Origin of the sequence: Anabaena cylindrica UHCC 0172 (genome assembly GCF_034931625.1) — a bacterium.
GTDB lineage: Bacteria > Cyanobacteriota > Cyanobacteriia > Cyanobacteriales > Nostocaceae > Anabaena > Anabaena cylindrica_A.
This window is the reverse complement of record NZ_JAYGGY010000002.1, coordinates 1-15,416: the sequence shown is the minus strand read 5'-3', so window position 1 is coordinate 15,416 and position 15,416 is coordinate 1. Positions and strand designations below refer to the sequence as shown.

The following is a 15,416-nucleotide window of genomic DNA, read 5'->3' as shown; positions in this document are numbered from 1 at the left end:
TGTGGTTAGTTTTTCAGAAAGTCATTAAATTTAGCTTAACCGATATAAATACAATTTTTGGAAAATCTCTATGATGTACAACAATGAAATTACAACATTAGCAAGTTTATCACAAATACAATCACGTCAATTTGCAGATCATAAAGCATTAATTGATCAGGATAAATTCCTGACTTATTCACAGTTAGATATCCAAAGTAATCGTGTCGCTAATGCACTTTTATCTCAAGGAATTAAAGATGGTTCGCGCGTTGCATTATTGGCTAAAGATTCACTTAGTAGTTATACAATATTATTTGCCTGTGCCAAAATAAATGTTGTTTTAGTTCCTATTAATTGGCGCTTGGCTGCTGCGGAAGTCAGCTATATAATTAAAGATGCTGATGTTGAAATTCTTTTTGTTGGTGCTGAATTTCATAAATTAGTCAAAACTATTATTAATGAACTTGATGGTGTTAAAAATATTATTTCTCTAGGAGATAAGCAAGCAGATAAATGGCTAAATTACGATAATTGGTGTCAACTTCATAACGATGTTCAGCCCAACATGACTATTGACATAAATAATGTTATCGTGCAAATGTACACTAGTGGGACAACGGGAAGACCGAAAGGAGTCCAACTAGCACATTATAGTTTTTTTGCCGTTGCTCAGGAATTTTTCAAAGCAGGTAAAAACTGGATAAATTGGCAGAAAAAAGATAAAAGTCTCCTCGTTTTACCTAGCTTTCATATCGGCGGTTTATGGTGGGCTATTCGTGGTTTAGTCTCTGGTGCAGAAAATATTTTATTATCAACTTTTGATAGTGTTGAAATATTAAAAATAATTCCCCAATATCGAATTACTAAAACTTGTATTGTCCCCGCAATGATTCAAGTTTTATTATCTGAACCCCAATGTAAAAAAACAGATTTTTCCTCATTAGAATACATTGTTTATGGAGGTTCCCCAATTGCTGAATCATCTTTGAAAGAGGCAATGTCTACATTTGACTGTAACTTTGTGCAAATTTATGGCATGACAGAAACAGGAAATTGTGCTGTTAGCTTATCCCCAGATGCTCATACATTGGCAACAAATCCAGACAGACTCAAATCTGCTGGTAAACCCTTTCCTGGGGTGTCAGTAGCTATTTTAGATAGTACAGGAAAAGAAGTACGTGGCACTCAAGTGGGGGAAATTTGTATTAAATCTCCTGCCAATATGATAGGTTATTGGAAATTACCCGAAGCCACAGCAAAAACCTTGGTAGATGGCTGGATTCATACTGGTGATGCTGGCTATTTTGACACAGAAGGTTATATTTATATTTGCGATCGCATCAAAGATATGATCTGTTGCGCCAGCGAAAACATCTATCCAGCCGAGATTGAAAATATTTTATATGAACATCCAGCAGTCGCCGAAGTTGCAGTAATTGGTGTTCCAGATGCAGATTTTGGAGAAATTATTAAAGCTATTGTCGTTTTAAAACCAGCTATGGATGCAACCGCACTAAATATCATTCAATTTGTGCGCGGTAAACTTGCTGATTTCAAATTACCTAGAAGTGTTGAATTTGCTGAATCCTTACCAAGGACACCAAGTGGTAAATTACAAAAAGCCAAACTTCGAGAAAAATATTGGCAAGGCTATCAAAGAAAAGTTAATTAAAATTCTCCATTCTTCCGCGTACCTTTACGCTACCTCCGCGCCCTTCTGCGTTAAAAAAAATATTTCATACTAATGAAAAAACCAACAAATTCCAGTCTTTGGCAACCGCTAACCATACCCAACTTACTACTTCTATTCATCGGTGAAAATATTTCACTAATAGGCGATCAATTTTACCTAGTAGCATTACCGTGGCTGACTATACAGCTAACAAACTCTGGTGTTAGTGTAGGCACTGTGTTGATGGCAGCAGCCATTCCTCGTGCTATTTTAATGCTAATTGGCGGTGTAGTGAGCGATCGCTTATCACCCCGGTTAGTTATGCTGCTTTCCAATGCTTTACGTGCTTTGCTAACAATTTTACTCACAATTATAGTTAGCTTGCAAGTCACTCAACTATGGCATCTTTACTTATTTGCTATCACCTTTGGAATTGTAGATGGATTTTTTATTCCAGCCGCAAAATCAATATTACCTAGCCTCGTAAGCAAAGAACAATTGGTAGCGAGTAACACTTTAATTCAAGGAACTTCCCAATTAATTTTACTCATTGGACCAGCTTTAGGTGGTTTATTAATTGCTACTAGCGGGATTGAAAAGGCATTTGCAATTGATGCTGCTACTTTCATTGTTGCAGTCATCACACTTTCATTAATGAAAGTCACTTTTAAGCCCAATACTATGATGACGAAAAATCCTTCCTCCAGTAAAATTTTGAGCTTAATGACTGGTATTCGTGAGGGAATCAACTACGCTTGGCAGAATCCGTCTCTGAGAGCAGTTTTGCTAGTATTAATGATGTTGAATTTTTTGATTATTGGTCCTTTGCAAGTTGGTATCACTTCATTAGCTCATAATCGCTTTTCAGGTGGTGTAGTTGCTTTAGGAATCATGAATTCTGCTTGGGGTGGTGGTGGTTTATTAGGAACATTGATACCTCAATTACTCCCAAATCTTCCATCACTGGGAGTATTAATGCTGAGTCTTGCTAGTATACAAGGCTTTGGTTTGTTTCTACTTGGCTTCATCCCCAATATAGTATTAGCTAGTGCAATTATCGCTGTACTTGGTTGTTGTGGTGGCTTTTTTAGTATTGTGGGTATTACCTGGATTCAAAAGCGAACTCCACCAGAAATTATAGGTAGAGTTATGAGTTTAGGAATGCTTTCTTCCTTTGGCATTGCTCCTTTCTCTTTCGCTTTATCTGGCTTATTAGCTGGTTTTAATCTCACAATTCTTTTCACTCTTGCCGGCAGTATTATGCTGATGACAACTGCTTTTTTATCAGCGAATAAATCAGTACGCACCATTAATTAGTCAGGTAAATAATTGCAATAACAGTGTTATCAAAACTAGGAATTAAGAACTAACTTCATATTGCTTACTAATCAAGAATACGCTCAACAAACTTACCGCCGTACTTATCATAAATGTGAAAGTGTAACCCGTTTTAGCTGCTACCATACCACTCAGAACTGTGGCAGCAATTGCACCTAAAAACATCACAGAAACTTGAATTGTGTAATCAGTAGCCGCAGTAGCACGATCGCTCTTACCCATCATGGCACTAAGCAGGGCAGTATATGCCATACTTTGAGTAATGTTAACTAAAATACAAACTGCATAAAGTACAACCAAACTACTAACACCAATTGCCGGAATAATATATAAAAGTGTGGTAAAAGCAGCGATTATTCCAAACAAAATTAGAGATTTTTTCTGCCCTATTTTCACAATTAGTAATCCAGCAATCAAAGCGCTAACAATACGGGCGCTATAACTAACTATTCCTAAAATCCAACCAATATCTGATAAAGACAAACCCCTATCTACTAACAATGGACGAATCAAAATACTCGTTACACTCTCGCCACTCATATACAGAAGTAATATAAACAGCCAAGGTAGTATATTCGGACGCGAAAAAAAGCTGATGAATGGCTGAAAATATGACCGGAAAAAGCCTGAATTTTGTGATTTTATAGTAACTTCTTCTTGATAAAGTAATATGGGAATTAAATTTATTAGCATGAAAACAGACATAGTAATTAAACTATATCGCCATCCCATTTTATCTAGTAAAATCAGCATTACGCCACCGCCAAGCACTGCGCCGAAAACATTTCCTCCAGCTTGAACGGCATTCCCCAATCCCCGTTCTTCTGGTTCAAGTATATTTACTGCTAATGCGTCAGTAGCAATATCTTGGCTAGATGACAATAAAGATGCCAGAAACATACAAATTAGTAAGGCATTTAAGTTATTTTGGATATCTAGAAAAGCAGTTGTAAACATGGTTAATGCTAACAATAATTGAAAGCAAATAATCCAACCGCGATAATGTCCTAACTTACCCAATCGGTAGCGATCAATTAATGGCGACCAAAGAAACTTTAACCCTGATGGAAGAATCAATAAACCCAGAAATCCGATCACATTCAGCGACATTTTTTGTTGTCGCATAAAAACGGGTAATGCTTGGATGAAGAATGTGGTAGGGATAAACTGAGAAGTATAAAGGGTAGCGAGCAAAATCAGTTTAGAAAACATCTTACCTGTTATAAATAATATAGACACACTGTTTTAATTTCAAATTCGATATCCTCAATAATTCTCTTGTTCATCGGTAGTGTCGTCAAATGACAGACTGTCAAACTGTCTGGATTGGCTTTGTGGGATGGCTTTGCCCACCAAGGGATTGATACATGACAAATCATCAAGTTTAAAGTATGGGCTTTTCAAATAGCAGCAACGCCAGTACAAAATCCATGATAAAAATTGCTACCCAAGTAGTCACAACTGCTGTTGTTGCTGATTCTCCTACTTCTTTAGCTCCTCCTTTGGTAGTCAGTCCCCAACTACAGCCATTGACTGCAACTATAAGTCCAAAAATTAACCCTTTGAGCAAAATAATCAACATATCTGAAGGTTCTAAAAAATCTCGAACCGATTCTAAAAATGTCTCTGGGTCAACATGATAAAACTGAAATGCCGCAAAAGCTCCCCCACTGATGCCTATCACTAAAGCAAAAATCATCATTAAAGGCATCATCAAACAGCAAGCAATGACTCTCGGTAGGACGAGATAATCAATGGGGTCGGTTTTGAGCATATACAGGGCATCAATCTGTTCTGTGACTCGCATTGCCCCTATTTCTGCTGCAAATGCTGAACCTACTTGCCCGGCAATAATACTCGCAGTTAAAATTGGCGCTAATTCTCTGCAAAAGGCTAAAGCGAAAGCACCTCCCACAGACTCAACAGCACCAAATCTGACTAATTCTCTGGCTGTTTGAATGGTGAAAATCATACCCGCAAATCCACTGACTAGCAGAACTGGTGCGAGGGCAGCAGGCCCAGCCGTCACCATATGCTCCAAAATTTTCCGGTGGTAAGTTTTTCCTTGAATTATATGTAACGAGATTTGACCAAAAAGCAGCACTGTAGCAAAACAGCGGATAATCCACCATTGCTTTCGATTTCTTGTTGGTTGCAACTTTACCGCCATAAGTATTAACTTTTAATATTAGTCAGTATTCACCAAAACTGACCATTGACGGGAAATATTGCATCTCAATTTCCTATAAACAGTGTGTTCCAGCCCGGTATTGCATTTTGTTGGGCAATTAATAATTCCTGAATCCCTTTTTCAGAAACATCCAGCAACTGGTTTAACTGCTGACGGTTAAAGCTGCCTTCTTCTGCTGTTCCCTGGATTTCGATAATTTCCAGGTTTTGATTCATGACTACATTAAAATCTACGGTTGCAGCTACATCTTCAATATAATTAAGATCCAAAAATGCTTCTTTCTCCAATAAGCCGACAGAAACAGCCGCGATTTGTCCGCACAAAGGCGATCGCTCTAATACCCCCTGTTGCAATAATTGAGAAATGGCATGAGCTAAGGCGACAAAGCTACCTGTAATCGCCGTTGTCCTTGTTCCCGCATCTGCTTGCAACACATCAGCATCTACAGTCAGCGTCCGTTCTCCCAACACCTCAAAATCTAAAGCAGCCCTTAAACTCCGTCCAATTAAACGTTGAATTTCTTGTGTCCGTCCTGATAATTTCAATAATTCCCTTTCCTGTCGTTGTTGTGTTGCAGATGGTAACATCCGGTACTCAGCCGTTAACCAACCTTTACCACTCCCATTTAAAAATCTAGGCACGCCCTCAGCAACGCTAACAGTGCAAAGTACCTGAGTATCACCGCATTTTGCCAGAACCGAACCAGGCGCAAAGCGGGTAAAATTAGGATAAAAACTCAGTGGACGGAGTTCGTAGGGGTTTCGACCATCTGGACGCTGCCAAGTCATTGAAGTTACCTCAAAATTTTTCCATTCTGCCTTTTACATTACCGCAGAATCACGGGGGATTGGGAATTGGGGATTGGGGATTGGTAATTGGTGATTGGGAATTGGTGATTGGTGACTGGTGATTGGTGATTGGTGATTGGTGATTGGTAATTGGTGATTGGTAATTGGTAATTGGTAATTGGTGATTGGTGACTGGTGAGATGAGGAAGTATTTATCTTCTGCCCCCTGCTCCCTGCCCCCTGCTCCCTGCCTCATGCCTCCTGCCTCCTGCCCCCTGCCTCATGCCCCCTGTCACCCAAGTAAAGTCAGAATATTGTGCTGTACCTGTTCTGGGGAATCGTCACCATTGATAGTTAATAGACGACGACGGCGGTCATAATATTCTAAAATAGGGATAGTGCGATCGTAGAACAACTCTACACGCCGCTGTACAATCTCTGGTTGATCATCTGGGAGCGATCGCCCCAAGGAACGGCTAACCATCACTGCCTGTGGTACTTGCAGATATATTGCCCAATCTAATTTTTCTCCCAAATTGTCCAATAAAAAATCTAATTCTTCCGCTTGAAAAGCAGTCCGGGGATAGCCCTCTAATATCCAACCACCATTAGCATCCTGTTGACTCAAACGCACCTTGATAAATTCAATCATCATTTCATCTGGCACTAATTCCCCTCTAATCACATAAGGACGGGCATTACGTCCTAAATCATTTAGTTCACCATAGCCATTACCTGATTTATCACCAGCTATAGCATCCCGTAAAATCTCACCTGTTGAAATCAGCGGAACATCAAAGTATTTGCACAGCCTTTGTGCTTGAGTACTTTTTCCAGATCCTGAACCTCCTAGAATCACCAATCTCACAATAATTCACTCCCCATCATCTTAAATTCACTACCACCTAACTCTGTTTTGCCCAAATAAAATGATAAATCTACTTTTTTAATGATTTTCAGCCTCTAGCCCATAATTTTAATTGATAAATACTGCCAATTATTTGTTGCTATTTTTACAACTATCTCCAGGCAAGAAAAACAAAACTGTAAATCAAAATAGCTCTTGACTTCAAAATAAATCTAGTGTTTGACTAAATAATGGCAATCATGAAATACACTAGGCCTGTACAAAACAGACTGATTATACAGCTTAGATTTACGATTACTACTCTCAACGAAAACTATTTAATTTATTGTCACTTTTTAAACTTAACCCTATGGTTGCACAACTAGAAACCCCAAGTATCAATTCGACCCTCAGTTTACCATATTCAGTTGAGGGACTATTACAAGTTTTCACTAGTCCCCATCGTAACTTTTTTACAAGCGTTATGGCACAAGCGCTGAGAATAGCAGGTCAAGGTACACCAGTATTAATAGTGCAGTTTCTCAAAGGTGGTATTCGTCAAGGACATGAAAAACCTATTCACATGGTTCAAAATTTAGATTGGATTCGCTGTGACTTACCCCGTTGTATTGATACCCCACACTTGGACGAAACCGAAAACCAAGCTTTACAACAATTGTGGCAGTATACGCAAAAAGTAGTATCTGAAGGCAAGTACTCTCTCTTTGTTTTAGATGAGTTAAGTTTAGCCATCAACTTCGGCTTAATTCCAGAAGCAGAGGTTTTAGAATTTCTCGCCAAACGCCCTCCTCATGTTGATATCATTCTCACCGGCACAGAAATATCGAAATCTCTACTAGACATAGCAGATCAAATTACAGAAATTCGTCGTAGTCATCAGCCTTAAAAATCTATAACTTAGGGAATACAAAAACCAAGTCTTAAGCCTCTAGGTACTCTTCGAGAAGCCGCTTCGCGTCTATGGAGAGGGGTTTCATCAGCTGTTATGAAGTACAGTTTTTCATTACCAAGCCTGTAGGGGCGGGGTTTCCCCGACCTCGATTGTATTGCATTTGACTGCTGTATTTAAGATTATCAATCATGAAAAACAATTAATCATTAAATAGTTGAGGCTCTTGCGTCTCTTTTATGGTGATTGAGGATTGATTATAACAAAACCCCTACCCCGGAAGGGTTTTAAACAATTACGCCCACATTTTCCATGAAATGCCTACACAATAAGGCTTTCAATGGTTTTAACCCAGGTTTTCCATAAAAAGAACCGAAGAACCATAATTGTTAGATATTTGATACAATGATAAAGTACAGCAGACTTATGCAAATGGTTAAAATTATTTATCTTTCGATAATTTCAAAAAGCCCGTGACGAGGATTGAACTCGTGACCTCACCCTTACCAAGGGTGTGCTCTACCACTGAGCCACACGGGCAAAAAAACTGAAACTTAACTTTTCTGGCGAGTTACAAGTTACAAAGCTGAGAAGTTTACTCGACACTCAGCTATTGTAACTCACATCTCCAAAAGTGGTGGGCCGAGCTGGATTTGAACCAGCGTAGGTGTAAACCAACGGATTTACAGTCCGTCTCCATTAACCACTCGGACATCGACCCGTTATGTCCCACGATTAACAACAATAGCACCAGTTTTTAAATCTGGCAAGGGGTTGGAGAAAAGATTTTTATAGAAACCCCAAATTGCTTGCTCCAAAAGGGTTTTAGGAAATTAATCAATAAAATCTCCTGTTTCTTGCAGGGAGTGTAAGCGGTGGTAAATGCCTTCTTGAAGTAATAATTCAGCATGGTTACCGACTTCGGCAATTTTTCCCTGATCAAGAACCACGATTTTGTCGGCTTCCCTGACGGTGCTGAGACGGTGGGCGATAATAATTGTGGTGCGAGTTCCTTGAATTGAGCGCATAGCGAGTTGAATTGAACGCTCAGACTCGTAATCTAAGCTAGAGGTGGCTTCGTCAAAAATCAAAACGTCTGGTTCCACTAGTAACGCCCTAGCAATTCCTAAACGCTGTCTTTGTCCTCCCGATAACCTCACCCCACGCTCCCCTACAACGGTGTAATAACCTTGAGGTAGGTGCTGAACTACTTCATCAAGTCTGGCGATTCTACAGGCTTCCTGCACCTGCTCAAAGGTCGCTTCTGGTCTACCATATTTGAGGTTATCCAAAATTGTACCGTTAAAAATGTCTACTTCTTGGTGGACGATCGCTAATCTGCGTCTATAATTACCTACATCTAAAGCGCGAATATCTTCACCATCAATCAAAATCAGCCCTGTTTGTGGTTCAAAGTAACGCAATAGCAACTTGACTAAAGTAGACTTACCAGAACCTGATTTTCCTACTAACGCCACTGTTTGATATGGCTCAATCAAGAGATTGATATCTTGCAAAACTTGACGATTACTATCATATCCAAAACCAATGTGAGAAAATTCCAGCTTGCCAGTAAATTTATATGGTAACTCTTGCGGATTTATGTCTGTCAAAAGTCCATCTGAATCTACTCCTGATGGTGTTTGCAGAAATTCATGAAACCGCATCATAGAAGAATAGCGACGTGCGAAAGATTCGGCTAAATTACTGATAGGTTCTAACTCAGAATATGCCATGCTAGAAAGAGTTAAAGTCATGACAAAATGACCAAGAGAAATTTTACCATTTAGTGTGGCGACTAGAGTTAGACCCAAAATCATAAACACACAAAACTGAATGACAGTCTTTTGCAAAGTTGCCAGTTTCACATAACCTCTGTGAAGTCGGTAATCAACTACTTTTAATTCTCGATGCAAACGTTGTTTTTGTCGCTCAAGTTCCTTGGCTTCTGTTGCAAAGGCTTTAACTGTTTTGATGTTTGTGACAATTTCTGATGTGCGGCTTTCTGTGTTTTCCATATACTTATCTAGAGTGATTTCACAACCAATTAGCTGCTGCAATTGCTTCAAACTAAAGCTGAGGATAAGTACAAAAGAAATCAGAAATAACCCTGCAATTCGCCATTCAATCAAGGCAATAATTACAAATATTCCCACTACTCGCAATAATTTAGGAATAAATTGACCTGCAATTTCAGGATAACCCCAGGTGTGGTTAACAAGACCTCTAGCTATTCTTCCTGCTATACGTCCAGGGTTATTTTCATCATAAAATTCCAGTGGTAGGGTGAGAATTTTGGCTATGGCTGTTTGGGTTTTATCTCGACGCGCTCTTAAGGCTATATCCCAATGAAACCAAAGAGTTAAGTAAGGCTGGGTTGGCGCTCTAACTACGGTAACTAAAAATATTAAACCTAGTAATAAAGCCAGCGATAGAGATTTATTAACTGGATAATTTGTGATATTGGCAAGGGTAACAATCGCTTCTTGTACTGGTTTGTCTAAGGGTTGATTAGACAAAACATTTAATATTTGTCCAATCGAATAAGGTACAACTAAATCAATAATTTCGTAAAAACTGGATGCGGTAATGCTGAAAATACTCAGCGGCCAGTAAGGACGAAAATAATTGAGAATATCTCGAAAATTCGCCATGATGAACAATATTCCAAAGCATAACCATGAGCTAGGAACTTTATACTACAGCTATACTACAAAAGAGTCAAGCTGTAAACGATTAAATCATTCTTGAGACGTATTTGGCTGTACTGAGGGCAAAAAATCGAGTCGATAACGATAAAGAGCAACCGGTTGAGAACCTGCGGTAAAATAATCAGGATCTTGGGGAGAAAGGTAAACAGCAGTAACTTGATCTGCTTTAATTGCTGGATTGGATGTGGCTAGTTGATGGTAGGCTGTTGTAGATTCTACGATGTTGAAATAAGGACGAGAACCGCCTTTAAATAATTGTTGAAATACTTCTGTAGTGATAAATTTATGATCAGGTGTATTTTCTGTAGCCCGTGCGGTGACAATAGAAACTAATTGACGTTCACCTCGTAAAAAGGTAATTTGACGATTAGGAGATTCTGGATCTATTTTAATTGATAAAATTGCATCATTTCCTAAATAAGCTTTTGATAAATTCAAGCTGTTAAATACTCTATCAGCTACTAATATTTGTGATTGATTATCTATTTTAGGGATAAGTTTGAAACCTGAGATTTGCGGTTTAATTTTTACAAATCTGACCAAAAAAGTAATAGGTTGATTTAGTTGATGACGGTTTCCTTCAAAACCAGGTGTGATAATATCTGGTGCTAAAGGTGCGGCTAAATCTACTAAGGTACTGGTAACTTGCCAAGTTCCAGACATCCAATCAGGATATACTAAATCCCCTTTGGCTGTTTTCACTGATGTTAATTTTTCCCATTGCGGAAAATTTGCTAACCGGGTGGCTAATTCTCCTGCTTGTGCTTCTCCATTTGCTAGTAGGAGTAAAAGTATTAGGCAAAAACTCCAAATTGCTCTGATAAAAAACATAAAATTACTGTTTTAAGTAGTCGTGCAATTTATTTTGCACAGTTTAGGAAGGGAACAAGAAATTTTTAACAGATAACAGAAGAAGATTCCAAGGATTTCTATTTTTCGAGAAAATGTATAATTAATTTTGCCGAGGTACTTATTCTGTTCATAATCCCTACTAAATTTTGCTGTATTAAGCCATACTCAAAGCCATAAGATTTTCAGTCATTTCAAAGTTAGCTGTGACATTCTGCACATCATCTAAACCTTCTAGAGTATCAATTAATTTGAGAAGAGATTTAGCCTGATCACGATCTGTTACTTCTACCTGATTTCCCGGAATCCAACGTAACTCTACATCTGTAACTTTCAAGCCTTTTTCTTTGAGTGTTTGACTAAGAATTTCTAAATTTGCTACTTCGGTAAACACTCCTGCAATGTCATCAGCAATCATTTCATAAGATTCAGCATCACCTTCTAAAGAAGCTTCTAAAAGCTTTTCTTCATCCTCAATACCTTCAACTACACAAACCCCTTTTTGGGAAAACATCCAACTAACACAACCGATTTCTCCCAGGTTTCCACCGTTTTTACTAAAAGCTACCCGCAAATCTGCTGCTGTGCGATTGCGATTATCTGTTAAAGCTTCAATTAAAATGGCTACACCACCTGGTCCGTAACCTTCATAGCGAATATCTTCTAAACTGGAGTTATCGCCGCCAAGAGTACCTGCACCTTTAGCAATCGCTCTTTCGATATTATCATTGGGAATGCCCGCAGCTTTAGCTTTATCAATCGCCGTCCGTAGTTGAAAATTACCCGCCGGATCTGGTACACCATTTCTAGCAGCCACAATAATCGCCCGCGATAGCTGAGTAAAGATATTTCCCCTTTTAGCATCTACTACTGCTTTCTGGCGCTTAATAGTTGCCCATTTACTATGTCCTGACATAAATAAAGAAAAATATTAACACTCTCTTCAAACATAGGATATATCTAGCTTTGACTTAGATGCAAATCTCAGGTTGAGTAACTGCGGTTATTTGCTGGTCACATCTTGAACTAAGATAATTGTGCAAGTTCTCAAGTTTTTACGATGAAATTGCGTAAATTTGCTAATTATCTGCATCAATTTTTCATTTTCCGTCACTGCCAAAGCAAGTCCAAGAAATCACTATATTACCTTAGTAGTTTCTTTCTCATGTTGTTTATGGTCATATTCTCTTTAAGTGGATGTAATTATATACAATCATCTAATAAAGTGACTTATGTTACCTTCTGGCATGGTGTGAATCCACCACAAAATCGGGATGTATTGCAAAAGCTAGTCAACAAATTTAATCAAGCTCATTCAGAGATTCAAGTAGAATCTTTATATGTGGGTCAACAAGATCAGCAAATGCCCAAGATTTTGGCAGCAGTGGTGGGGAATGCACCACCTGATTTATTATGGTTTAATCCGACAATTGCTGGACAATTAGTAGAACTGGGTGCGTTGATCCCATTGGATGAAAAGTTAGCTAATTCTCCAGTCAAACAGGAAATTGATCCTGCTTTGTATACATCAATGCAATACAACGAGCAAATTTGGTCAGTTCCTTTTGCTACCAATAATGTCGGGGTTTATTACCGTCCCAGTTTGTTCAAAGCCGCAGGAATTACTGAGTTACCGCAGACTTGGGAAGAGTTGCGACAAGCTGCGAAAAAATTAACTCGTGATACTAATGGAGATGGGCAGATCGATCAACATGGAATGCTGCTACCTGGTGGAAAGGGCGAATTTACAGTTTTCACTTGGTTGCCTTTTATGTGGAGTGGTGGTGGTAAATTGGTAAATGGTAATGGTCAGAGTGCAGCAGATGTGGTTTTGGCAGATAATCAAGGAGCGATCGCAGCTTTGCAATTTTGGCAAGATTTAATTGCAGATAGTAATGCAGTACTATCCTCGCCAGAACGGGGTTATGAGATCGAAAGCTTGGTTAATGGTAAAGTGGCAATGCAGGTAACAGGCCCTTGGAGCTTGGGAGAATTGAAACAAAGTGGTGTAGATTTTGCAGTTTTTCCCATTCCCGTGCAGAAAGAACCTGCCACCGTCATTGGTGGTGAAAATCTATTCTTGTTTAAAACTACCCCAGAAAGAGAAAAAGCCGCTTTTAAATTTGCTGAATATACCTTAAGTGCAGATTTCCAAACAGAATTAGCTTTAGGAACTGGCTATTTACCTGTCAATATTAAATCTCGTCAAAGTCCTCAATATCAAGAATTCCTGAACCAACAACCACAGATCAAGGTATTTTTAGAACAGGCAAAACACGGGCATTCACGTCCCATCTTTCCCGGTTATACTCGCATCTCCGATAGTTTAGGACGCGCAATTGAGGCGGTGTTATTAGGTAAAACTTCCCCAGTTCAAGCCCTGAAAACAGCCCAGCAACGCTTAGATTTAATTTTCAATTAAAAGAAACTGGGTAAATGGAGAGAATGAGGGAGAGTATTTATCTTTCTTCTGCCTTCTATTGAGGCAGTTGGAGCAAAAACTACTAAGCTGGTAATACAGCAAATTGAAATTTTACCGGAAATCCTGAAGCGCCAGACTAGCGGTTCAGATTTTTTCTCTGTCTAACTACGTTGTAAATACATTATGTTTGATGCACTATCTGACCGTTTAGAGTCTGCCTGGAAAAAACTGCGGGGACAAGATAAAATATCCCAATCTAACATTCAAGATGCTTTGCGGGAAGTGCGCCGCGCCTTGTTAGAAGCAGATGTTAACCTCCAGGTAGTCAAAGATTTTATTACCGAAGTCGAAACCAAAGCACAGGGAGCCGAAGTAATTTCCGGTGTGCGTCCTGACCAACAGTTTATCAAAATTGTCTACGATGAACTGGTACAGGTGATGGGGGAAGAAAATATTCCCCTAGCAGAAGTTGAGGGTAAAACCACTGTTGTCCTCATGGCTGGGTTACAGGGTACTGGTAAAACCACTGCTACAGCTAAGTTAGCCTTACATTTACGGAAATTAAATCGCAGTTGTTTGTTAGTGGCAACAGACGTATATCGACCAGCAGCTATTGATCAGCTTTTGACACTGGGTAAACAAATTGACGTTCCTGTTTTTGAATTAGGCAGCGACGCAGATCCTGTAGAAATTGCCCGTCAAGGTGTGGAACGCGCTAGAGCAGAAGGCATTAATACAGTTATTGTGGATACGGCTGGACGCTTACAAATCGACCAAGAGATGATGGGGGAATTAGCCCGCATTAAGTCAACTATCGAACCAGACGAAACTCTGTTAGTAGTGGACTCCATGACGGGTCAGGAAGCTGCAAATCTTACTCGCACCTTTCACGACCAAATCGGGATTACTGGGGCAATTCTGACTAAATTAGACGGTGATAGCCGTGGTGGTGCGGCGCTGTCAGTACGGCAAATTTCCGGTGCGCCGATTAAGTTTGTCGGTGTGGGTGAAAAAGTCGAGGCGCTACAACCCTTTTATCCAGAACGGATGGCTTCGCGGATTCTGGGTATGGGTGATGTTCTCACCTTAGTAGAAAAAGCCCAAGAAGAAATTGACTTGGCAGATGCCGAGCAAATGCAAGCGAAAATTTTGTCGGCGAAGTTCGATTTTACCGACTTTCTCAAGCAGATGCGGCTGCTGAAAAATATGGGTTCCCTTGGTGGGATCATGAAAATGATTCCAGGTATGAACAAGCTTTCTGATGACCAGTTGAAGCAGGGCGAAACCCAGCTAAAACGGTGTGAGGCGATGATTAATTCGATGACGAAACAAGAACGCCATGATCCGGATTTGTTGTCTAGTTCTCCTAGTCGGCGACGGCGCATTGCTGCTGGTGCTGGCTATAGAGAGGCAGATGTGAGTAAATTGGTGGCAGATTTCCAAAAAATGCGATCGCTCATGCAGCAAATGGGTCAAGGTAACTTCCCCGGTATGCCAGGAATGTTCGGCGGTGGCAACCCCTTAGCGGCTAATAGTCCCTCCGCAGGCTGGCGCGGTTATCCAGGCGGTGCAGCACCCGCAAAAAAGAAAAAGAAAGAGAAAAAGAAAAAAGGTTTTGGCACTCTTTAGGTAGCAAAGGGAAAATTTATTCACCAATGACCAATGACCAATGACCAATGACCAATGACCAATGACCAATGACCAAT

The 15,416-nt window shown here is 39.6% G+C and carries 13 protein-coding genes and 2 tRNA genes; 5 read left to right on the top strand and 10 right to left on the bottom strand.

Going from position 1 to position 15,416, the window contains the following annotated elements; genetic code table 11:
• The first annotated feature begins 70 nt into the window (after nucleotides 1-70).
• Both VB713_RS00870 and VB713_RS00865 read left to right on the top strand, forming a co-directional pair.
• The gene (locus VB713_RS00870; protein ID WP_323309696.1) at nucleotides 71-1,654 is read left to right on the top strand and encodes a long-chain-fatty-acid--CoA ligase; all 1,584 of its coding nucleotides are present in this window, start codon (nucleotides 71-73) and stop codon (nucleotides 1,652-1,654) included.
• A gap of 72 nt (nucleotides 1,655-1,726) precedes the next feature.
• The gene (locus VB713_RS00865) at nucleotides 1,727-2,971 is read left to right on the top strand and encodes an MFS transporter (protein WP_323309695.1); all 1,245 of its coding nucleotides are present in this window, start codon (nucleotides 1,727-1,729) and stop codon (nucleotides 2,969-2,971) included.
• 42 nt (nucleotides 2,972-3,013) lie between these two features.
• Here VB713_RS00865 and VB713_RS00860 read toward each other — a convergent pair whose 3' ends face one another.
• The 5 genes from VB713_RS00860 to VB713_RS00840 all read right to left on the bottom strand — a co-directional run bounded on the left by VB713_RS00860 (nucleotide 3,014) and on the right by VB713_RS00840 (nucleotide 6,839).
• Nucleotides 3,014-4,204: an MFS transporter gene (locus VB713_RS00860; RefSeq protein ID WP_323309774.1), complete on the bottom strand. Its 1,191-nt coding sequence runs from the start codon at nucleotides 4,202-4,204 to the stop codon at nucleotides 3,014-3,016.
• Nucleotides 4,205-4,376: 172 nt separating this feature from the next.
• The gene (locus VB713_RS00855) at nucleotides 4,377-5,162 is read right to left on the bottom strand and encodes an MlaE family lipid ABC transporter permease subunit (RefSeq protein WP_323309694.1); all 786 of its coding nucleotides are present in this window, start codon (nucleotides 5,160-5,162) and stop codon (nucleotides 4,377-4,379) included.
• 65 nt (nucleotides 5,163-5,227) lie between these two features.
• On the bottom strand, nucleotides 5,228-5,971 hold the full coding sequence (gene rph / locus VB713_RS00850) for a ribonuclease PH (RefSeq protein WP_323309693.1): 744 nt from the start codon (nucleotides 5,969-5,971) through the stop codon (nucleotides 5,228-5,230).
• A gap of 49 nt (nucleotides 5,972-6,020) precedes the next feature.
• Nucleotides 6,021-6,227 (bottom strand): hypothetical protein, encoded by a 207-nt coding sequence (locus VB713_RS00845; protein ID WP_323309692.1) that lies wholly within the window; start codon nucleotides 6,225-6,227, stop codon nucleotides 6,021-6,023.
• Between the two features lie 36 nt (nucleotides 6,228-6,263).
• Nucleotides 6,264-6,839, bottom strand: a complete 576-nt coding sequence (locus tag VB713_RS00840) for a nucleoside monophosphate kinase (protein ID WP_323309691.1) — start codon at nucleotides 6,837-6,839, stop codon at nucleotides 6,264-6,266.
• A 349-nt stretch (nucleotides 6,840-7,188) separates the two neighbouring features.
• Here VB713_RS00840 and VB713_RS00835 point away from each other — a divergent pair, with 349 nt between their 5' ends.
• Nucleotides 7,189-7,725 (top strand): P-loop NTPase family protein, encoded by a 537-nt coding sequence (locus VB713_RS00835; protein ID WP_323309690.1) that lies wholly within the window; start codon nucleotides 7,189-7,191, stop codon nucleotides 7,723-7,725.
• Between the two features lie 471 nt (nucleotides 7,726-8,196).
• Here VB713_RS00835 and VB713_RS00830 read toward each other — a convergent pair.
• The 5 genes from VB713_RS00830 to VB713_RS00810 all read right to left on the bottom strand — a co-directional run bounded on the left by VB713_RS00830 (nucleotide 8,197) and on the right by VB713_RS00810 (nucleotide 12,204).
• Nucleotides 8,197-8,268, bottom strand: a tRNA-Thr gene (locus VB713_RS00830).
• 95 nt (nucleotides 8,269-8,363) lie between these two features.
• Nucleotides 8,364-8,449: transfer RNA gene (locus VB713_RS00825), tRNA-Tyr, on the bottom strand.
• A gap of 112 nt (nucleotides 8,450-8,561) precedes the next feature.
• Entirely contained in the window at nucleotides 8,562-10,382 is a 1,821-nt protein-coding gene (locus VB713_RS00820; protein WP_323309689.1) for an ABC transporter ATP-binding protein, read from the bottom strand.
• An 87-nt stretch (nucleotides 10,383-10,469) separates the two neighbouring features.
• Nucleotides 10,470-11,270: a DUF6816 family protein gene (locus VB713_RS00815; RefSeq protein WP_323309688.1), complete on the bottom strand. Its 801-nt coding sequence runs from the start codon at nucleotides 11,268-11,270 to the stop codon at nucleotides 10,470-10,472.
• A gap of 175 nt (nucleotides 11,271-11,445) precedes the next feature.
• Nucleotides 11,446-12,204: a YebC/PmpR family DNA-binding transcriptional regulator gene (locus tag VB713_RS00810; protein ID WP_323309687.1), complete on the bottom strand. Its 759-nt coding sequence runs from the start codon at nucleotides 12,202-12,204 to the stop codon at nucleotides 11,446-11,448.
• A gap of 144 nt (nucleotides 12,205-12,348) precedes the next feature.
• Between VB713_RS00810 and VB713_RS00805 the strand changes: the two genes are divergently transcribed.
• The gene (locus tag VB713_RS00805; RefSeq protein WP_416242397.1) at nucleotides 12,349-13,710 is read left to right on the top strand and encodes an ABC transporter substrate-binding protein; all 1,362 of its coding nucleotides are present in this window, start codon (nucleotides 12,349-12,351) and stop codon (nucleotides 13,708-13,710) included.
• Between the two features lie 183 nt (nucleotides 13,711-13,893).
• Nucleotides 13,894-15,339 (top strand): signal recognition particle protein, encoded by a 1,446-nt coding sequence (gene ffh, locus VB713_RS00800; RefSeq protein ID WP_323309685.1) that lies wholly within the window; start codon nucleotides 13,894-13,896, stop codon nucleotides 15,337-15,339.
• Nucleotides 15,340-15,416 lie beyond the last annotated feature (77 nt).

Excerpts from the sequence above, each read along its gene's own strand:
- rph (WP_323309693.1), bottom strand. The coding sequence starts at position 5,971 with ATGACTTGGCAGCGTCCAGATGGTCGAAACCCCTACGAACTCCGTCCA.
- VB713_RS00870 (WP_323309696.1), top strand. The coding sequence starts at position 71 with ATGATGTACAACAATGAAATTACAACATTAGCAAGTTTATCACAAATA.
- ffh (WP_323309685.1), top strand. The coding sequence starts at position 13,894 with ATGTTTGATGCACTATCTGACCGTTTAGAGTCTGCCTGGAAAAAACTG.
- VB713_RS00820 (WP_323309689.1), bottom strand. The coding sequence starts at position 10,382 with ATGGCGAATTTTCGAGATATTCTCAATTATTTTCGTCCTTACTGGCCG.
- VB713_RS00860 (WP_323309774.1), bottom strand. The coding sequence starts at position 4,204 with ATGTTTTCTAAACTGATTTTGCTCGCTACCCTTTATACTTCTCAGTTT.
- VB713_RS00845 (WP_323309692.1), bottom strand. The coding sequence starts at position 6,227 with ATGAGGCAGGGAGCAGGGGGCAGGGAGCAGGGGGCAGAAGATAAATAC.
- VB713_RS00835 (WP_323309690.1), top strand. The coding sequence starts at position 7,189 with ATGGTTGCACAACTAGAAACCCCAAGTATCAATTCGACCCTCAGTTTA.
- VB713_RS00815 (WP_323309688.1), bottom strand. The coding sequence starts at position 11,270 with ATGTTTTTTATCAGAGCAATTTGGAGTTTTTGCCTAATACTTTTACTC.
- VB713_RS00855 (WP_323309694.1), bottom strand. The coding sequence starts at position 5,162 with ATGGCGGTAAAGTTGCAACCAACAAGAAATCGAAAGCAATGGTGGATT.
- VB713_RS00805 (WP_416242397.1), top strand. The coding sequence starts at position 12,349 with ATGAAATTGCGTAAATTTGCTAATTATCTGCATCAATTTTTCATTTTC.
- VB713_RS00865 (WP_323309695.1), top strand. The coding sequence starts at position 1,727 with ATGAAAAAACCAACAAATTCCAGTCTTTGGCAACCGCTAACCATACCC.
- VB713_RS00810 (WP_323309687.1), bottom strand. The coding sequence starts at position 12,204 with ATGTCAGGACATAGTAAATGGGCAACTATTAAGCGCCAGAAAGCAGTA.